Below are 15954 nucleotides of genomic sequence, written 5' to 3' on the forward strand. Positions count from 1 at the left end.
CAGCCGGATAGTCCCTGCGGCCCCCCCTGCCCTTCCCCGCAGGGAAGGTCAGCCGATGTCGTCCAGCAGGCGGACGATGGCGGCCTCCAGGCGGCGGCGGTCCACGGCGGTGAAGTCGCGCGGCAGGCGGATTTCCAGCCGGCCGTTGGCGGCGGTGCATTTCGCCTTGCCCTGCGGCCGGGGCAGCTGGAACGTCGTGCGGGCCTTGCCCGAGGCCGGCGGCTCGCCCGGCGGCGAAGGCGGCTTGGGGCGCGGCCCCTCCCCTGCCCCGTCCTCGGCGCCCGCGAAACGGCGCAGCACTGCCAGCTCGTCCATGACCGAGCGCGTGTCCCAGCCATCGAACTCGGCCTTCAGCGCCGCGACCATGCCCGGCTGATCCTCCAGCCGCCGGGCCAGCGACAGGCCCAGGGCGCGCGGGATCTCGTGCGGATACAGCAGCACCCCGTCCAGCCGCTCGACCAGCGGGATGAAGGCGCGGATATAGCTGCGCTTCTGATAGCCCGCCGACTTGAACAGCACCGCGACCGCCTTTTCGGCGTCATGCTCGCCAGTGTGCGGGTCCATCGCGTAGTGCAGCGCCATGCGGGCCATCTCGGCGAATGACAGGTCCTTGCGGACGAGGTTCTCGTCCACCATCCGCCGATACAGCGCCTCGAGCGCGTCGCCCCGCGCGGCGATCCCGGCCGGAATCCGGCCCCAGCGTTCGGTGTCGCCGGTCTCCTCCAGCAGCTGGCGATAGGCCGTCAGACGCCGCCAGCCCTGAATGAGTTCGTAGCGCCCGTCCGCGCCCGGCTCGACCCGGATCGGGTTCGAGAGGCCGATGTCGCGGATCGAGGCGACCAGTTCCGCCATCTCCGGGTCCGGCGCGTGGGTGCGGTCGCGGATCAGCTTGCGGGTGTCGATGCTGTCCAGCGCGATCAGGTCCACGATCAGCCCGGCGCGTTTCAGGCGCACATGCTCCTGCGCGAGGGCGTCGTTCTCGGCCCGGATGTCGGCTTCCAGCATGGCGCGGGCGCGGTGGGATTCCGCCGTCTCGACGATGGCGGTCGCCATCGGGCCGCGGCGCTGGTCCGTGCGCTGGTCCGCATTCCCCGCGGGGAAGGTTTCGGCCCCAATGCCATCCGCCGCCGGGTCCTCGGGGGGCAACTCGATATCGAACATGCGGCGCTTGCGCGTCATTCCGTGGCCTCCAGCTTGTCCCACGCGGCGATCAGGTTGCCGCGGAATTCCTCGTAGGCGCGGTCGAAGGTGGCGCGCGCCCGGCGCCATGTGCCACGCGTCATCTCGCGGTAGTCGATCTCGTAGATCGAGGACAGGAACCGGCCCGACTGCTCGACGGCGCGGGTCAGCTCGATCGGGTGTTCGGTCATCCGCTCGCCGAAGACCTGCCGGAACGCGCCCAGCATCGCCTGGTGCAATTCGTTCGACGGCTCGAACCGGGTCATCAGGAAGCGGATGTCCGCGAACGCCTTGGGCAGGGCGATCTTCCCCGTGGGGAAGTTCTCGAACCCGTGGGACAGATCGCCGAGCGCCTCAGCCAGCTGGCCGATGAAGCTGGTGGTGCTGTCATATTCCCAGTAGCCGGGGCCCGAGGGGATATAGAGCATGTCGGCCGCGAAGACCGCGTTCATCGACTGGTAGCCGATGGCCGGCGGGCAGTCGAAGAGGATCAGGTCATAGGCGTCGTCCGGCAGGCTGTCGAGGAACCGCGAGACGGCGGCAAAGAAGGTCCATTCCGGGTTCAGGTGCCGATACTGGGCCGAGGCGAACTCGACGAAAGCGGCGTTGGCGCAGCTGGGAACGATGTCGATGGTGGACCAGGCGGTCGGCTTGATGAAGTCGCCGGGCCTGAGCGCGCCGAGGCCCATGTCGCGGATCGAGGCCGGCAGCTTGCGGCGGGGCAGGGCGGTCCCCGACTCCGCGCCCTCGGCGGCGGTGTTCATGCGGTCGGTCTCGCGTTCCAAATCGCGGGCCATGATGCCCCAGACGGTGTGATCCTCGCCCACGTCGTTGAGGCCCATCGAGTGGGACAGCGTCGCCTGCGGGTCGAAGTCGACCGCCAGCACCCGGTAGCCGTCGAGGGCTGCGGCATGGGCGAAGTGCAGCGCCACGGTGGACTTGCCGGCGCCGCCCTTGAAGTTGGCGATGGCGGCGCGGATCGCCCGCTTGCCCTTGGGCCGGGGCGGCATCAGCGACTTGCGGCTGATGCGGATGCGGCGGCGCAGCTCGTTGATCTCGTCGAGGCTGAACCAGCGCTGGCGCCCGTCATCCTGAACTTCCCCGAGGGGAAGGTTCGGATCGGCCGCCAGCTTGCCGCGGAAGGTGGACTGGTTGATGCGGAAGATCAGCTCCGACACCTCCCAGCTGGAGAAGCGGCGCAGCGTCTTCTCGTGGTCGGGGCTGAAGGTCTGGCGCCGGATCCAGCCCTGCATCCGCAGCGACTGGCCCTGAAGCCGCGAGAGGTCCTCGTGCGAATACATCTATCCCTCGTATCTGCCGGACGTTGATTATCGTCGATCCAGCTTTTACGCGGAATTTGCAATTCTGGCAAAGTCATTGTTTGGTGATTCCAGGAACAGGGCGGGCAGCCCGGCATCATGCCACAGCTTCGGCCCCGTTGCGCCGAATCGGGTTGGGGCGAACGGCCCAAGGCCGATCCGCGCAACACCCCCGAATCGGCCCTGACCGGCGACGGACGGGGCGGGGCGCACAACGGATCGGGGGACACCCTGGGCGCGGACCCAAGTTATTGGGGGACATTCCGGGCGGAATGGGGGACATCCAAGGCGGCCCCCATAACCATTGATACCTTTCATTTCATCTTCGATGAGGGACGGACCGGGTCCGGCAGACCGGGTGTTGCGCGCGCAACACCCACCGCACGCTTGACACGAGGCCCCCTCAGGACGCTAATGGGTTCAAGTTGGTCAAAAGCGTTCCGAAGAGCCCCTGGGAATGCGGGCCGGGACGGCGGGCGGCACCCGCGCGCCTCCTTGGGGGAGGGGGCGCGGGGCGTGCGAGAGGGGCGGCGAGAGAGGGGCCATGCAGGTGATCCGTCCGGTCGGGCGCGAGGCGGCGAGCCGCAAATACGACCTGCTCTCGGCGCTGATGGCGCACGGGCTGGCCGGCGACAAGCACCGCCAGCGGCTGGTGCTGCGGCTGATGGCGCTGATCACCACCCGCTACAACTGGCAGCGCGACGAGCTGACGATGGCGCAGACCGAGATCGCCCGGCTGTGGTCGGTGGACGAGCGCACCGTCAAGCGCGACATGGCGCGGCTGCGCGCGCTCGGCTGGATCGTGGTCAAGCGGCAGGGCGCGCGGGGGCGGGTCTCGGTCCTCGGGCTGGGGCTGGAGCGGCTGCTGCTGGACACGCGCCCCGAATGGTCGAATGTGGGGCCGGATTTCGTGGCCCGGCTGGGAGGGGGGGATACGGACTCCGCCGGGGCGGGGCAGGGGGGTGAGATGGGGGGTGACGGCCCGACCGTGGTGCCGTTCCGCCGGCCGGGCGCCGGGGTGGAGCCTGCCCAGATGGCGGCGCCGGGCGGCATCTGGGCCGCCGCGCGGGCGCTGCTGCTGGCCGAGGACCCGGCGGTGTTCGACGCCTGGCTCGCCCCGCTGGCCGAGGCGGGGATCGAGGACGGCCAGCTCGTGCTGCTGGCCCCGAGCCGCTTTCACGCCAGCTACGTCCTGACCAACCTGCGCGAGCGGCTGAGCACCGCGCTCCGCCGCGCCGACCCGACGCTGGCGGGGGTGATGGTGCGGGCGGGGTAGGTCTTGCGGCGAGGTTGAAAGCGGGGGCTTCGCGCCCCCACACCCCCGCGGGATATTTTTAGCCGCCCGAGGGAATGGGTGGCTCTGCCGCCTGCATGTCGGGATGATGGGAGCGAGGGGGCGGTCATTTACCTGTGTCAGCACGGCAGAAGATATGGCCTGCACCTGTCATGGTTGACCCACCCGGATCAGGCTTGCCTGCAAGGACGACAGGGAGGGCCGCCCCCGAGATGCCGCGTCATGCGTGCGGAGGGGGATTGTCGCGCAGGGTGGCCCCTTTCCGCGCCGCCGAGTGGCGATCGTGGGACGGTGGCAGTCTCCGGCTGGGCGAGGGCAGGGGCCGGAGACCGGGCGGGTCGGGATGCGCGGCGGCTCAGCTTCGCCGCTGCACGCCGTTCCGCGCGGTGACGGCGGCGCTTGCCACGGCGGTCCAGAACAGCGTCCAGATGCCCAGGGCGACGAATTTCAGCACGTCCTCGATGATGGTGCCCGCGTCGTTCTCGCCGTCGGGGGTCACGCCGAGGTCGATCACGATCGAGCCCGCCATCAGCGCCAGCGCCAGATAGAGGCCGAAGGGGTGGGCCGGCGCGGCGAGGGCGCGGGTCCGCAGCAGGGTCGCGAGCAGCGCGGCGGCGAAGCCGAGCAGGATGACCTCCTCGGGGATGCCGATGCGGGGCCAGACGGCCTCGTGCAGCATCAGCAGGTCGTCGAGCGCGAAATAGGCCGAGAAGGCGGCGACCCCGGCCAGCAGCCCGCGCTTGCGCGTGCCCACATGGGCGGCGAAGGCGCAGATGGCGGCGGTCGAGGACATCAGCCACACCCCGCCATAGGAGACGAGGCCCGAGAGCGGCGAGACCTCGTGATACGAGGCCGGATCGTCCAGCATCTGAAGCAGCGGCACCCCGCGCAACCACGCCGCCCCCAGCAGGAGGCCGACCGCCCCGGCCAGCAGCAAGGCGGCCAAGAGGTAGAGGCGCGGGGCGATCCGGTCCAAGGGCTCGGCCCCGGTTCGTGGCAGGGCGTGGTCCTGCGGGTCGGCTGTCGTCATTTCGCGCCCTCCGGCGTGGCGAAGTTGCGGGGGGCCGTCCCGGCAAGCAGGTGGAGTGCCGGGAAAAGCCGGTTCAGCGGCTCGGCCCCGGTTCGCGGCAGGGCGTGGTCCTGCGGGTCGGCTGTCGTCATTTCGTGCCCTCCAGGCCTGGCGAAGTTGCGGGGGGTCGTCCCGGCGGGCAGCGGGTCCAGCGGCTCGGCCTCCGCCCGTGGCGGGGTTCGGCCTCGCAGGTCGGCTATCGCCATTTCGCGCCCTCCAGCTTGATGACCTTGGCGGGGGCGGGCATGGCGGCTTCGGCTTCGGCTTCGGCCGCCACGGCGCCGCTGGCCACGCCGGTCCAGAACAGCGCCCAGACCCCGATGGCGGTGAATTTCAGCAGGTCCTCGACTACGGTGGCGGGATCGCTCTGCAGGCTCATGTCGATCAGGATCGAGCCGACCATCAGCCCCAGCGCGACATAGAGGCCCCATGTCCGCTCCGGCCCCGCCTGGGCGCGGACGGCCAGCAGGATCGCCAGCCCGCCGACCGCGAACAGGGTCATGATGACCTCTTCCGGGACGCCGAGGCGGGGCCAGACGCCCTCGTGCAGCATGAACAGATCGTCCAGCACGAAATATCCCGAGAAGGCGGCGACCCCCGCCAGCACTCCGCGCCAGCGCAGCCCGGTGGCGGCCGCGAAGCCGCTGATCGCCGTCGCGGCGGTCATCAGCAGGATGCCCCCGTAGGAGATCATGCCGGAAAAGGGCGAGTAGTCGTAATAGGAGGCCGGGTCGCGCAGCATCCGCACGAGGGGTATCCCCCTCAGATACGTCGCGAGCAGCAGGGCGGCGGCGGACAGTGCCAGCAGCCCGGCGGCCCCCAGGTAGATGCGCAGGGGAAACCGGTCGAGGCGGGCGGACGAGGGATGGCGCATGGAGCCTCCGCGACAGTCATCAAACCGTTGCAGATTGCCCATAAAATCGTCTGGCGCAAAGGAATACCCGTGAAAATGCCGCGGATTCATCCGCAGGTATCGGGGCGAGGCCGGGGGCTCGCTTCTGGCGCGATCGCGGCCCGCGGCCGGTGCCGGTGCCGGTGGCGGCCGCTGCCGGGCGGGGGATGGCCTTGGCGGGCCGGGCGGTGGGGCGGCTTCTGGCGGGGGGCGCTTCCGGCGAGCCTGCCTCTGGTCGCCTTCCTTCGTCGTGCCGGTGCCAGCCGTTTTCGGGCGGCGGGACGGCCCCGGCGGGTCGTCCGGTGGGGCGCTTCCGGCGCGAGCCTGTCCGTGGTCGTCCTCCTTCGTGCCGTCGCCAGCTGCCCTCGGAGCGCGAGACGGCCCCGGCGGGGGCCGTCCGCTGGGGGTGTTATTGCGGCTGCGCGCGGGAGACGATGTCCTCGGCGTCGCCGAGATTGACGAAATCCATCACGTCGCCTGCCGAGAAGGTCAGGCCGAAGGCGGATTCGATCTCGGTTATCAGCTTCACATGCGCCAGCGAGTCCCAGCCCGGCGTGTTGAAGGGTGAGGAATCGCGGTTCAGCGCGTCCGGGTTCAGCCGCAGGGCGCGGGCTGCGACCGCATAGACGCTGGCCGGGGAACCCGCCGCTTCCGCTTCCGCTTCAGGGGCGGCGGTGTTCATCAGCTCGGACCGGATCACCTTGCCCGAGGCGGTGCGGGGCAGGCGGCCCAGGACGTGGATTTCCACCGGCACTCGCTCGGGCGAGAGGTTCGCGCGGCAGAAGGCCCAGACCTGTTCCACGCTCAGCGACGTGCCCGGCACGGGGGCGACGGCGGCGACCAGACGCTCGCCGCGCTCGGGGTCGGGGCGGCCGAAGGCGTAGGCCTCGGCAAGGCCCGGCATGGTGGACAGGATCGCCGTCACCCCCTCGGGGTGGATGGTGGCCCCGCCCGAGACGATCACCGTCTTGCGGCGGCCGACGAAGTCGTAAACCCCGCTTTCGGTGACGCGGACCAGATCGCCGGTGCGGAAGGCGCCGTCCTTCAGCACCTCGGCGGTGAGGTCCGGCGCGCCGAAATAGCCGCGCATGACGGTGGGGCCGATCAGCACCAGCTCTCCGGTCTCGCCCGGCGGGACGGGGGTGCCGTCCTCGGCCACGACCCGGGCCGTGACGCCGACCGGGCGGCCGATGGTGCCGGGGATGCGGGTGGCGTCCTCGGGGCCGGCGAACAGGGCGTCGCAGACCACCTCGCTGAGGCCGTAGGCGTTCACCACCGGCACGCCGAAGCTGTCCTCGAACCGGGTCCAGAGGCCCGCGTCCAGATAGTCGGCGCTGCACAGCACGAAGCGGAAGGCGGGGGTGCGCAGGGCGTCCTGACGCTCGCGGCCCACGCGCTCGATGATGCGCAGGATGGTGGGGACGGCGATGAGGTGGGTGACGCCGTCCGCCGCCACGCGGTCCAGCATCGGCGGCACCGCCTGCACCGAGAACGGGAACGGCCGGACCAGCGTGGCGCCGAACCACAGCGCCGAGATCGGGCCGCGCGTCAGCCCGTCGGTGTGGTGCAGCGGCAGAAGGTTCAGCAGCCGCGTGTCGGCGTCGAAGCCGTAGGCGTCCGCGAAGATGTCGAGCTGGCCGAGCAGGTTGTCGTAGGTCAGCTCCACCGCCTTGGCCGAGGAGGTGGTGCCCGAGGTGAAGATCAGCATCGAGGTTTCGGGATGGCTGCCGCCGAGGGCGGGCGACCCGTGTTCCAGCGCGGGGCCGTCCACCGCGCGGTTGCTTGCGGCGTTGCTCTCCGGCGGGTTGCTCTCCAGCGCCCGGCCTTGGGCCTTCCCGCCCTCCGGCGTGGCGCGTTCCGTCGTGCCGCTCTCCGCCGTTCTGCCCTCCGCTGTCCGGCCCTTTGCCGTCCCGCCCTCCATCGTGGCGCCTTCCGCCGCCCGGCGCTCCGCCGTCCCGCGTTCCTCCCCGTCCCAGCCGTCCACGCGCAGGACGCGCAGGCCCGGCTGGGTCTGGTCCAGCCCCATCCCCACGATGGCGTCCGCGTCGGTCAGCACGGCGGCGGGGCGGCAGACGGCGAGCAGGCTTTCCGCCTCGATACGGCTGGTCTGCCGGTCGCCCACGACGAAGGCGATCCCGGCGCGCAGCGCGGCCACCACCAGCAGGATCTGCCGCCGCTCATTCGTGCAGAACAGCGCCACGCGGTCGCCGGGGACGATTCCCTCGGCCCGCAGCCGCGCCATGAGGCGGTCCGAGCCATCCCGCGCCTCGTCATAGGTCAGCGGGCCGTCTTGCAGGATCGCGAGGGGCTTGCCGCCGAGGGCGGACAGGTGATCCTCGATCTGCCCGCGCAGGCGGTCATGGCCGCCGACCCGGATGGGATGAAGCTTCGTCATGCGCTGGTCCTTTCGTCGTTCATGGTTTTTCTTTGGACGCCCGGCGGTGTTCCGGGCGGCGCTGTAGTCGACGCTTCCGGCGATGTTGTCGGTGGCGTTTCGGGCGGCGCTTGCGTCGGGGTGCCGGCGGCAAGGCCGTTGTGGACGGCCGCCGCGACCTCGGCGACGGAATCCGGGTCGGTCATCAAGCCCAGATGCTTGCCGCTGACATCCATAACGTCGCATTGCGGCAGAAGCTGCCGCCAGCCGAGATCCTCGGGAAAGCCGCGATAGCGCCGCTCCTGCGTGCCGCGAATCACGATGGTCCGGCGCGGATGGCCGGGGCCGTCCATCCATGGCCGGGGCCGATAGGCGATCATGGCGGGGTAGAGGCCGCGGATGATCTCGCGGCAGCCCTCGGGGTGTTCCCACAGATACATCGGCACGTCGCCATAGACATGCAGCACGTCGGGGTTCTGCTTGCCGCCCAGCATCACGCGCCAGTTGCGGCGGGTATAGCCGAGGATGCGGCGCGTTTCCGCCAGCGGCGCGCTCCATGGGCGGTAGCCGGGGACTTTGCGCAGGATTTCGGAATCGAACTGCCACAGCGTGTCCACCTGCACGCCGAGCGTGGCGAGGTGGCGCGCGGCCTCGAACGCGACATAGCCCGCGAAGGAGAAGCCGCCGAGATGAAGCGGGCCGGGCAGGGCGGCCCGCGCGATGTCCTCGGCCAGCCGCCGTCCCAGTTCGGGCACGGTCAGGCGGTCCAGATCCTTGTGCAGCCGCGCGTCCAGCCGGGTGCCGACGCAGCCGACCGTCCCGGCGATCTGCTGCACGAGCGAGCGGGCATAGAACACGCTGCCGCCGAGATCGTGCATGAAGACCAGCGTTCCGGCGGGCGCGGGACCGGTCAGCCGCACCAGCGTCGGCGGCAGGCGGGGGGCGGTCGGACGGTTCATGTGACGACCTCGGGCTGGGCTGTGTCCGGGAGGGCCGCGGCGGGCCGGGTCTTGCCGGAGGGGGCGGAGCCGGAGGGGGTCTTTTCAGACGCGACGGTGCCAGACGGCTCCTTTTCAGACGCGACCGCACCGGATGGAGCCATGCTGGATGGGCTTTTGTCCGAGGGGGCCTTTTCAGATGGGGCCTTTTCAGACGCGACCTTGCCGGAGGGGGCCTTCCAGAGGGTCGCGCCAGTTCCAGCCATCCCAGTCCCGGCCTCGTCGGACCCGTCCATGTCGGGGGCCTTGTCGGGGAAGGGGAGTTTCTGCGCTTCGGCCTCGCGCTCGGCGGCGGCGTCGGCGCGGCGGCGGGCGCAGGCTCTGGCGGCGAGGGGGGTGAAGGTTTCGTCGCGGAACCACAGCGCGTGGCAGGTCGGCTCGATGCCGATGCCGCGCAGGGTCTTGTGGTGGCCGGTGCCGCCGAAGTCGATCTCCTCCAGCCGGCGGGTCAGGGCGTATTCCATCTCGCGGTAATACATCTCGAACAGCAGCCCCTCCTGCGGGGCGGCGAGGCCCCAATACTGGGCGTGAAGCCGCGGCGCGCCCGCGACGCTCATCAGCGCCGCCGCCCATTCCTCGCCCTGCAGGGCGACGGACAGGTGGATCACGTCCGCCATCTCGCGGAAGGCGGCCTCGAAATAGGCGAGGTTCAGGGCGGGCGTGGTGCCGTAGCGGTCGTAGGTCGCGCGGTAGAAGGCGAACATGCGGGGGGCGAGATCCGGCGTGATCCGCGGGCCCGTCAGCCGGTCGAACCGCAGCCCCAGCGCCGCGGCCCGCTGGCGTTCCTTGCGCACGCGGGTGCGGCCGTTCTGGGTCATGGCACCGGCGAACTCGGTGAAATCGGCCTTGCCCCGGTCGCGCCAGACGAAGACGTTGCCTTCCGCCGGAACGAAGCCCGCCGCCACCGCCGCCCGCTGGTCGGCGCCGGTCATGTAGGCGATCTGGACCGAGGACGCGCCCGCCCGCCGCGCCGCCTCGCGCAGCGCGGTCAGCAGGGCGGCCCGCACGCGCGGCGCGTCCGCGCCGGGGCGCACCAGCAGGCGCGGGCCGGGATTCGGCACCATCGGCACCTCGACCTGGAGCTTGGGGTAATACGGCCCCGCCGCCCGCTCATGCGCCAGCGGCAGGCCGAGATCGACGCCCAGCTCGCCCGCCGAGTTCGTCTTGAGCCAGGCCGGAGCGGCCCCGATCACCGCGCCGCCCGTCGCCCCGCCCGCCTCGCGCAGGATCAGGTGATGGGGGGTGAACCCGGCCTCGGGCGCGGCGAGGCCGCATTCCTCGAGGATGCGCAGATGGCGGTGCTGAAGCAGCGGATGGCCGGCGGTGCCGCAGCAATCCCAATCCGAAGCCGGGATGGCCGACATGGCCCCGTGGCAGGACGCCACGAGGCCATCAACCTCGAACCTGTCGATCACGATGAAAACTCCGCACCAGACAACCGAATCGACGACAAATAACCGGCGCCTCCCCCTCGGGCGGGCGGCGGCCCGCCAGAGGCGACACGGGAGGCGGATAGAACCGGGGCAAGACTGGACCAACGCGGCCCGCTTGGCACCCCCTATTTCGCACGACTCTATCACACCGGCATGAGCCTGCCGAAGAGGATATATGCCGCCCGCCGGTCAGAGCGCGAGTTCGCGCGCCCTGTGGTTGCGGCAGGACCAGCGGTTCACCCGCCAGTCGGGATGGTGCTGCTGCCATCCGGCGATGACGGCCTGCCCGCGCATGACGCAGGTGAGCAGCGAGATCTCGGCCCCGTCGAAGAGGAGCGAGAACGCGCGGCAGTCAGGTCCGGTGGCGTGACAGGCGGAGATCAGCATCTCGATCATGGTCGGACCCTCGGAGCGGGGCCTTGAAGCGGGGCCTTGAAGCGGGGCCGTTCCGGCCGGCGCTGTCGCTGGCGCGGCGAGGGTTGCCGGGCCGGTGTCCAGAATCGGGCCGCCTGCCGCGAGGGCCTCCGGGCGCGATTGTCCCACGGGGCGGCTCGCCGGGCAAGGATTTGCGGGGCAGGCGGCGGGCGAGCCGATCCGCGCCGTCTCGGACAGCCGTCTCGGACAGCCGGGCCGCGCCCTTCGGGGCGGCGGTGGGCCGATGCTCGGGCGCGGCGGTGAGCCATGAGGCTTCGGGCGCGATTGTCCCACGGGGCGGCCCGCCGACAAAGGATTGGCTGGCGGGGCGGGCGGCGGGCGATCCGCGCCGTCTCGGACAGCCGCCCCGCGCTGACCGGCGCTGTTGGTGGAGCGGCGGAAGTCGCCGGGTCGGATTCCAGTATCGGGCTGCCTGCCATGAGGCTTCGGGCGCAAGTCTTCTGCCGCCAGTCCACCGATCAGGAATCGACGAGACGGAGGCAGGCGCGTGTCGCGGGGCGGGCCGGGCCGCGCCCTCCGGCACCGGCGCATCCCGGCGTGCGGCTGTCAGGCGGCCCCCCAGTCAGGCGCCCGGCGCCGCCTCGGGCTTGTGTTCGGGCGCGGCGACCACCAGCGAGGTTTCGGGCGCCTGCACCAGCTTCAGGTAACGCTCGAACTGGACGAGGACGTCGGCGGCGATCTGGTCCTCGGTCAAGGCCATGAGGTCATACCCCTCGCTGCCGTCGCTGAAATAGGTGCGGGCCTCGTGGCGCAATTCGTCCTGACCGGCCTCCATCGGGGAAAACGCCGCGCGCGGCTTGGCTGCGGGCCAGACGCCGTAGATGAAGTCGCGCGTCGCCTCGGACGGGATCGTAAGCGCGACCTTCGCCTCGTCGGGGGTTTCCTTGACCGTCGCCGCGATGCCGCGCTTCTGCATCTCGGCGGCGAGGCGGCGCAGGGCGGGGACCACGGAGTCGGCGATGTGATGGCGCACGGCGGCCTCGTCCGGGGCGTGCAGCAGCAGCGCCAGCCGCCGCTGCACCGAAGGGCCGGCGCCGGGATGGGCGCGGCCGACCAGCCTTGCCTCGCGCTGCGCGACATCGGCGCGCATCCCCTTGGCCAGCCCCCAGATCAGCACCAGCATGATGAGCGAGAAGGGCAGCGCCGTCGCGATGGTGGCCGATTGCAGCGCCCCCAGCCCGCCCGCGACCAGCAGCACCCCGGCGACCACCCCCATGAGCGAGCACCAGAAGACCCGCTGCGCCGTGGTGGTGTCGGTGCGCCCGCCGGACGCGATCGTGTCCACCACCAGCGAGCCGGAATCGGCCGAGGTCACGAAGAACACCGCGATCAGCACCACCGCCAGCGTGGACGTGACCGCCGGCCACGGCAGGTATTCGAAGAACTGGAACAGCGCCACGGACATGTCGGCGGCCACCGCCTCGGACAGGGCGCCCGCCGCGACGGTCGTGTCGAGGAACAGCGCGGTGTTCCCGAACACGGTCATCCAGATGAAGGTGAAGCCCGCCGGCACGAACAGCACCGCCAGCACGAACTCCCTCACCGTGCGGCCGCGCGAGATGCGGGCGATGAACATGCCGACAAAGGGCGACCAGGAAATCCACCACGACCAGTAGAACAGCGTCCAGGCGTCGATCCACGGGCGCGGCTCGTAGGCGTAGATGTTGAAGGTCCGCAGCACAAGTCCGTCGAGATAGAAGCCGATATTCTGCACGAAGTCGCGCAGCAGCAGCGCCGACGGCCCGACCAGCAGCACGAAGGTCATCAGCAGGATCGCCAGAACGAGGTTCGTCTCGCTGAGGATGCGCACGCCCTTTTCCACGCCGGTCACGACCGAGATCGTGGCGGCGCCGGTGACGACGGCGATCAGGGTCAGCTGCACGACCGCCGTGTTGGGGACGCCGATGAGATGAGCCAGCCCCGCGTTGATCTGAAGCACGCCGAAGCCCATCGAGGTCGCCACGCCGAAGATCGTCCCGCAGATCGCGAAGATGTCCACGACATGGCCGATCGGGCCGTTGATGCGGTCCTTGAGCAGCGGATAGAGGCCCGAGCGGATGGTCAGCGGCAAGTTGTAGCGATGGCCGAAATAGGCCAGCGACAGCCCGACGATGGCATAGATCGCCCAGGCGTGGACGCCATAGTGGAAGAAGGTCACGGTCATCGCCTGCCGCTGCGCGGCGATGGTCAGCGGCTCGGCGTCGGGGGGCGCGGCGTAGTGGGTCAGCGGCTCGCCGACGCCGAAATACATCAGCCCGATCCCCATCCCCGCCGCGAACAGCATCGCGACCCAGGACACGAAGCGGAAATCGGGCGTCGATTCCTCGGGGCCGAGCCTCAGGTTTCCGAACCGGCTGGCGGCGAAGTAGATGCAGGCCACCAGGAAGATCGCCACGCTGAGCAGGAAGAACCAGCCGAACCAGGCCAGCATCCAGCCCTGCACCGACCCGAAGATCACCTCGGCCCGGCCCGGAAGCAGCACGCCGACGGCGACGAAAAGCCCCGTGATCGCGACGGAGCCGATGAAGACCGGCTTGTTGATGATGAAGGGACGCATCGGGGCCGGCCTTTCGCGAAGGATAGAGGTCGGCTTTACAACGAGATGGCGGGGAGTCCGGTTCTCTCCTCGCGGGAATTATCTTGCGGAAGGCGCGGGGGTGTGGCGGCCCGGATACGATGCGGGGGGAAGCGTTTCGCCGCATCCGGGCGGCCGGGTCGGAAAACGGCGGGACCGGTCAAGGTCCCGCCAGAGTTGCAGGGCCGTCGATTACAGCAGGAAGTCGTCTTCGGTCAGGTGATGGATTCCCTCGATCCTTCCCTTGGCCTCGTAATAGCTGTCGCGGTCGGTGTTCAGATACACGTAGGTATCGCCGTCATGGTGGCGCAGACGGATCTGCGCGCCATCCGAGGTAAAGGCGCTCGGTCCCACAAGGCCCAGAAGATCGAAGTCCTGATGCCCGCGCTGGCGCGAATGGGCGTCGATGTCGCGGAAATCGATCACGTCGCCCTTGGCAAAATCGCCGATGACCGCGCCATGCCATTCGGACACCCTGTCGAAATCGTGGACATTCCCGGGAGAGGCGGATTCGGGTGCTGTTTCGGGCACCCATTCCGGCGTCTGTTCGGGCACCCGTTCCGGCGCCCATTCCGGGCGCGGCGCAGCCTGAACCGGGCCGCGGTCATCGCCTGTCCGCCCGTCGAATGCTTGCCGGAATTCCGGCGCGTTCAGCATCCGACTGGACGAATGGGCCACGCCATCGGCGACGACGAGTTCCCAGTTGAATTCCCAGCCTTTCGATGCGGCGAGCTCCCTGGCCTCGTTATAGACGTTCTGCGCCCGGTCCAGCCGGTGCGAACCCTGGCGCATCGCCGCGGCGCCGCTGGACAGTTGGGAATCGTTGGGGTCATTATCGCGCGAGCCGGCGTAGATCGTCACCGGATCGGCGAGATAGTCTTTCAGATAGGCTTCCGCGTCGGCCGCCGGCAGGCCGTCGAAGCCGTAAGGCATGTCTTCCGACAGGCTGGCGCGGACATGCGTCGAGGGGTTGGCGATGATGATCTTGTCGAAGATGTCGGGGCCGAATGCGGCGACCCGGCTCAGGAACTGGCCGCCCGCCGAATGGCCGAAGGCGATCGTTTCGTCATTGGGATCATTGCCCAGTTTCGCGTGAGCCCACTCCGCGATGTCATCGACCAACGAGACGGTCCAGTCTTCCTTCGGCAGAAGCCGACTGCCGTCCAGCATCCCGCCCCTGTGATATTCCGAGTTGGAGAACTCCCGCGAATCGAATTTCGGCGCGACGACGTAAAGCCCGTATTGGTCCGCAACCTTGACGGCTGCGTCGCGGTAATCGTCGGCATTGCGGGATGTTCCGTGAAAATTCAGCAGGACCCCCTTGATTTCCCCTGAGGGCCGGTAGGTGAAAGTTTCGAGTGTCGTTCCGCCGAAATCGACGTTGAGCATTTCTTTGCCCAGAGGCGCGGCAGGCAGGTTCAATGGCATTCAAGCAGTCCTTCAAAGCTCTGCTGGTCGAGAGCGGCGGGGTTGTGCTTGCCGCCTGAAGATCAGTCAACCAGAGCGAGTAACCTGCCTCTACTTCTGCGCGAAAATACGCTTGGGGTATGGGCGGAATTGTGCTCGGACACCAAACTGCCGTTGCGTCCGGGCGTCGGGCGCGGCGCCCCTTCCGGGTACGATGGCTGGCTTGACAGGTCCGGTGGCGGTTGCGCTTGATGGCGGCAGGGGGTGGAATGTGATCAGGCTTGTTTCTGCGAGCGTATTCTGGGCCGTCGTGGCGGGCGCCGCGCTCGCACAGGGCACCCCCGCCGATACGGCGACTCCCGAAAAGGCCAATGCGCTGCGCGAGATCATCGTTCTCATGGAGGACGAGGCCGAAACCCTGCGCGCCGAGATCGAGTCCATGCGAGCCGAGCTTGCCGAGGGCCGGGCCGGGGCCGCCGCGCCTGACCCGGCCGCCGAGCATGAGGCGGCGCGGGCCGAGGGCGCCACTGCCGCGGAAAGGGCAGAGGCGGCCGAGCGCGAGGCCGAACTCGCCGCCGCCCGGCAGGAGGCGGAGGTTCAGGCAGCCAGTGCGGAGGCGCTGCAAGCCGCCGAGGGCCGGGCCGAGGCGTTGACTGCGCAGCTCCAGGCCGCGCAGGACGAGGCGGCCGCGACCGCCCGCCGCCTCACCGCCGTTGAGGCGATGCTGGCCGAGCGCGAGGAGATGGCTCCCGAAGCGCAGGCCACGGCAGAGGCCGAACTGACCAATCTGCGCGCGCGGCTTGCCGAGGCAGAGGCGCGGCTGGCGGAAGCCGGCACCGCCCGGCAGGAGGCCGAGGCGGCGCGGGCCGACCTGACCGCGCAACTGGACGCGGCGCAGCAGGAAACGGCAACGCTGCGGGACGCTGCGGGGCAGGCGGGTGACGCCGAGGCCGCGCTTGCCGAGACGGAGGCGCGGCTG

12 protein-coding genes and 1 pseudogene are annotated in these 15954 nt (G+C 70.1%); 2 read left to right on the forward strand and 11 right to left on the reverse strand.

Annotation, left to right across the window (positions count from 1 at the left end):
* Positions 1-48 precede the first annotated feature (48 nt).
* Both KTN05_RS14225 and KTN05_RS14230 read right to left on the reverse strand, forming a co-directional pair.
* Positions 49-1179, reverse strand: coding sequence for a ParB N-terminal domain-containing protein (locus KTN05_RS14225; RefSeq protein WP_217330069.1), 1131 nt, complete (start codon positions 1177-1179; stop codon positions 49-51).
* Positions 1176-2480 carry an AAA family ATPase gene (locus KTN05_RS14230; RefSeq protein WP_217330070.1) on the reverse strand — a complete coding sequence of 435 codons (1305 nt, stop codon included), beginning with the start codon at positions 2478-2480 and terminating at the stop codon, positions 1176-1178. The genes KTN05_RS14225 and KTN05_RS14230 overlap by 4 nt, the downstream gene beginning before the upstream one ends.
* Positions 2481-3042: 562 nt before the next feature.
* Here KTN05_RS14230 and KTN05_RS14235 point away from each other — a divergent pair.
* Entirely contained in the window at positions 3043-3774 is a 732-nt protein-coding gene (locus KTN05_RS14235; RefSeq protein WP_217330071.1) for a DnaA N-terminal domain-containing protein, read from the forward strand.
* Between the two features lie 373 nt (positions 3775-4147).
* On the opposite strand, the gene KTN05_RS14240 is transcribed toward KTN05_RS14235, so the two are convergent.
* The 9 genes from KTN05_RS14240 to KTN05_RS14275 all read right to left on the reverse strand — a co-directional run bounded on the left by KTN05_RS14240 (position 4148) and on the right by KTN05_RS14275 (position 14996).
* Positions 4148-4822: a hypothetical protein gene (locus KTN05_RS14240; RefSeq protein WP_217330072.1), complete on the reverse strand. Its 675-nt coding sequence runs from the start codon at positions 4820-4822 to the stop codon at positions 4148-4150.
* Positions 4819-4953, reverse strand: a complete 135-nt coding sequence (locus KTN05_RS18480; RefSeq protein WP_256449527.1) for a hypothetical protein — start codon at positions 4951-4953, stop codon at positions 4819-4821. Before KTN05_RS18480 ends, KTN05_RS14240 begins: the two co-directional genes overlap by 4 nt.
* Positions 4954-5057: 104 nt before the next feature.
* Complete coding sequence (locus KTN05_RS14245; RefSeq protein WP_217330073.1) at positions 5058-5735, reverse strand: hypothetical protein; 678 nt, start codon at positions 5733-5735, stop codon at positions 5058-5060.
* Between the two features lie 427 nt (positions 5736-6162).
* Positions 6163-8148 (reverse strand): AMP-binding protein, encoded by a 1986-nt coding sequence (locus KTN05_RS14250; RefSeq protein ID WP_217330074.1) that lies wholly within the window; start codon positions 8146-8148, stop codon positions 6163-6165.
* Positions 8145-9086 carry an alpha/beta fold hydrolase gene (locus tag KTN05_RS14255; protein WP_217330075.1) on the reverse strand — a complete coding sequence of 314 codons (942 nt, stop codon included), beginning with the start codon at positions 9084-9086 and terminating at the stop codon, positions 8145-8147. The genes KTN05_RS14250 and KTN05_RS14255 overlap by 4 nt, the downstream gene beginning before the upstream one ends.
* Complete coding sequence (locus KTN05_RS14260; RefSeq protein WP_217330076.1) at positions 9083-10540, reverse strand: peptidogalycan biosysnthesis protein; 1458 nt, start codon at positions 10538-10540, stop codon at positions 9083-9085. The genes KTN05_RS14255 and KTN05_RS14260 overlap by 4 nt, the downstream gene beginning before the upstream one ends.
* Positions 10541-10747: 207 nt before the next feature.
* Positions 10748-10954, reverse strand: a complete 207-nt coding sequence (locus tag KTN05_RS14265) for a hypothetical protein (RefSeq protein ID WP_217330077.1) — start codon at positions 10952-10954, stop codon at positions 10748-10750.
* A 601-nt stretch (positions 10955-11555) separates the two neighbouring features.
* A complete protein-coding gene (locus KTN05_RS14270) occupies positions 11556-13550 on the reverse strand; it encodes a BCCT family transporter (RefSeq protein WP_217330078.1) in 1995 nt (664 codons plus the stop codon).
* Between the two features lie 210 nt (positions 13551-13760).
* A complete protein-coding gene (locus KTN05_RS14275; protein WP_217330079.1) occupies positions 13761-14996 on the reverse strand; it encodes an alpha/beta hydrolase in 1236 nt (411 codons plus the stop codon).
* A gap of 250 nt (positions 14997-15246) precedes the next feature.
* Between KTN05_RS14275 and KTN05_RS14280 the strand changes: the two are divergent.
* Positions 15247-15954 (forward strand): annotated as a pseudogene (locus KTN05_RS14280) (hypothetical protein); the annotation flags it as partial.

This window comes from Paracoccus sp. Z118, assembly GCF_019061185.1.
Classification (GTDB): domain Bacteria; phylum Pseudomonadota; class Alphaproteobacteria; order Rhodobacterales; family Rhodobacteraceae; genus Paracoccus.

Bases quoted from the DNA above. Each gene is read 5' to 3' on its own strand.
- KTN05_RS14265 (WP_217330077.1), bottom strand. From the start codon at position 10,954: ATGATCGAGATGCTGATCTCCGCCTGTCACGCCACCGGACCTGACTGC.
- KTN05_RS14245 (WP_217330073.1), bottom strand. From the start codon at position 5,735: ATGCGCCATCCCTCGTCCGCCCGCCTCGACCGGTTTCCCCTGCGCATC.
- KTN05_RS18480 (WP_256449527.1), bottom strand. From the start codon at position 4,953: ATGACGACAGCCGACCCGCAGGACCACGCCCTGCCGCGAACCGGGGCC.
- KTN05_RS14275 (WP_217330079.1), bottom strand. From the start codon at position 14,996: ATGCCATTGAACCTGCCTGCCGCGCCTCTGGGCAAAGAAATGCTCAAC.
- KTN05_RS14225 (WP_217330069.1), bottom strand. From the start codon at position 1,179: ATGACGCGCAAGCGCCGCATGTTCGATATCGAGTTGCCCCCCGAGGAC.
- KTN05_RS14230 (WP_217330070.1), bottom strand. From the start codon at position 2,480: ATGTATTCGCACGAGGACCTCTCGCGGCTTCAGGGCCAGTCGCTGCGG.
- KTN05_RS14250 (WP_217330074.1), bottom strand. From the start codon at position 8,148: ATGACGAAGCTTCATCCCATCCGGGTCGGCGGCCATGACCGCCTGCGC.
- KTN05_RS14270 (WP_217330078.1), bottom strand. From the start codon at position 13,550: ATGCGTCCCTTCATCATCAACAAGCCGGTCTTCATCGGCTCCGTCGCG.
- KTN05_RS14255 (WP_217330075.1), bottom strand. From the start codon at position 9,086: ATGAACCGTCCGACCGCCCCCCGCCTGCCGCCGACGCTGGTGCGGCTG.
- KTN05_RS14240 (WP_217330072.1), bottom strand. From the start codon at position 4,822: ATGACGACAGCCGACCCGCAGGACCACGCCCTGCCACGAACCGGGGCC.
- KTN05_RS14235 (WP_217330071.1), top strand. From the start codon at position 3,043: ATGCAGGTGATCCGTCCGGTCGGGCGCGAGGCGGCGAGCCGCAAATAC.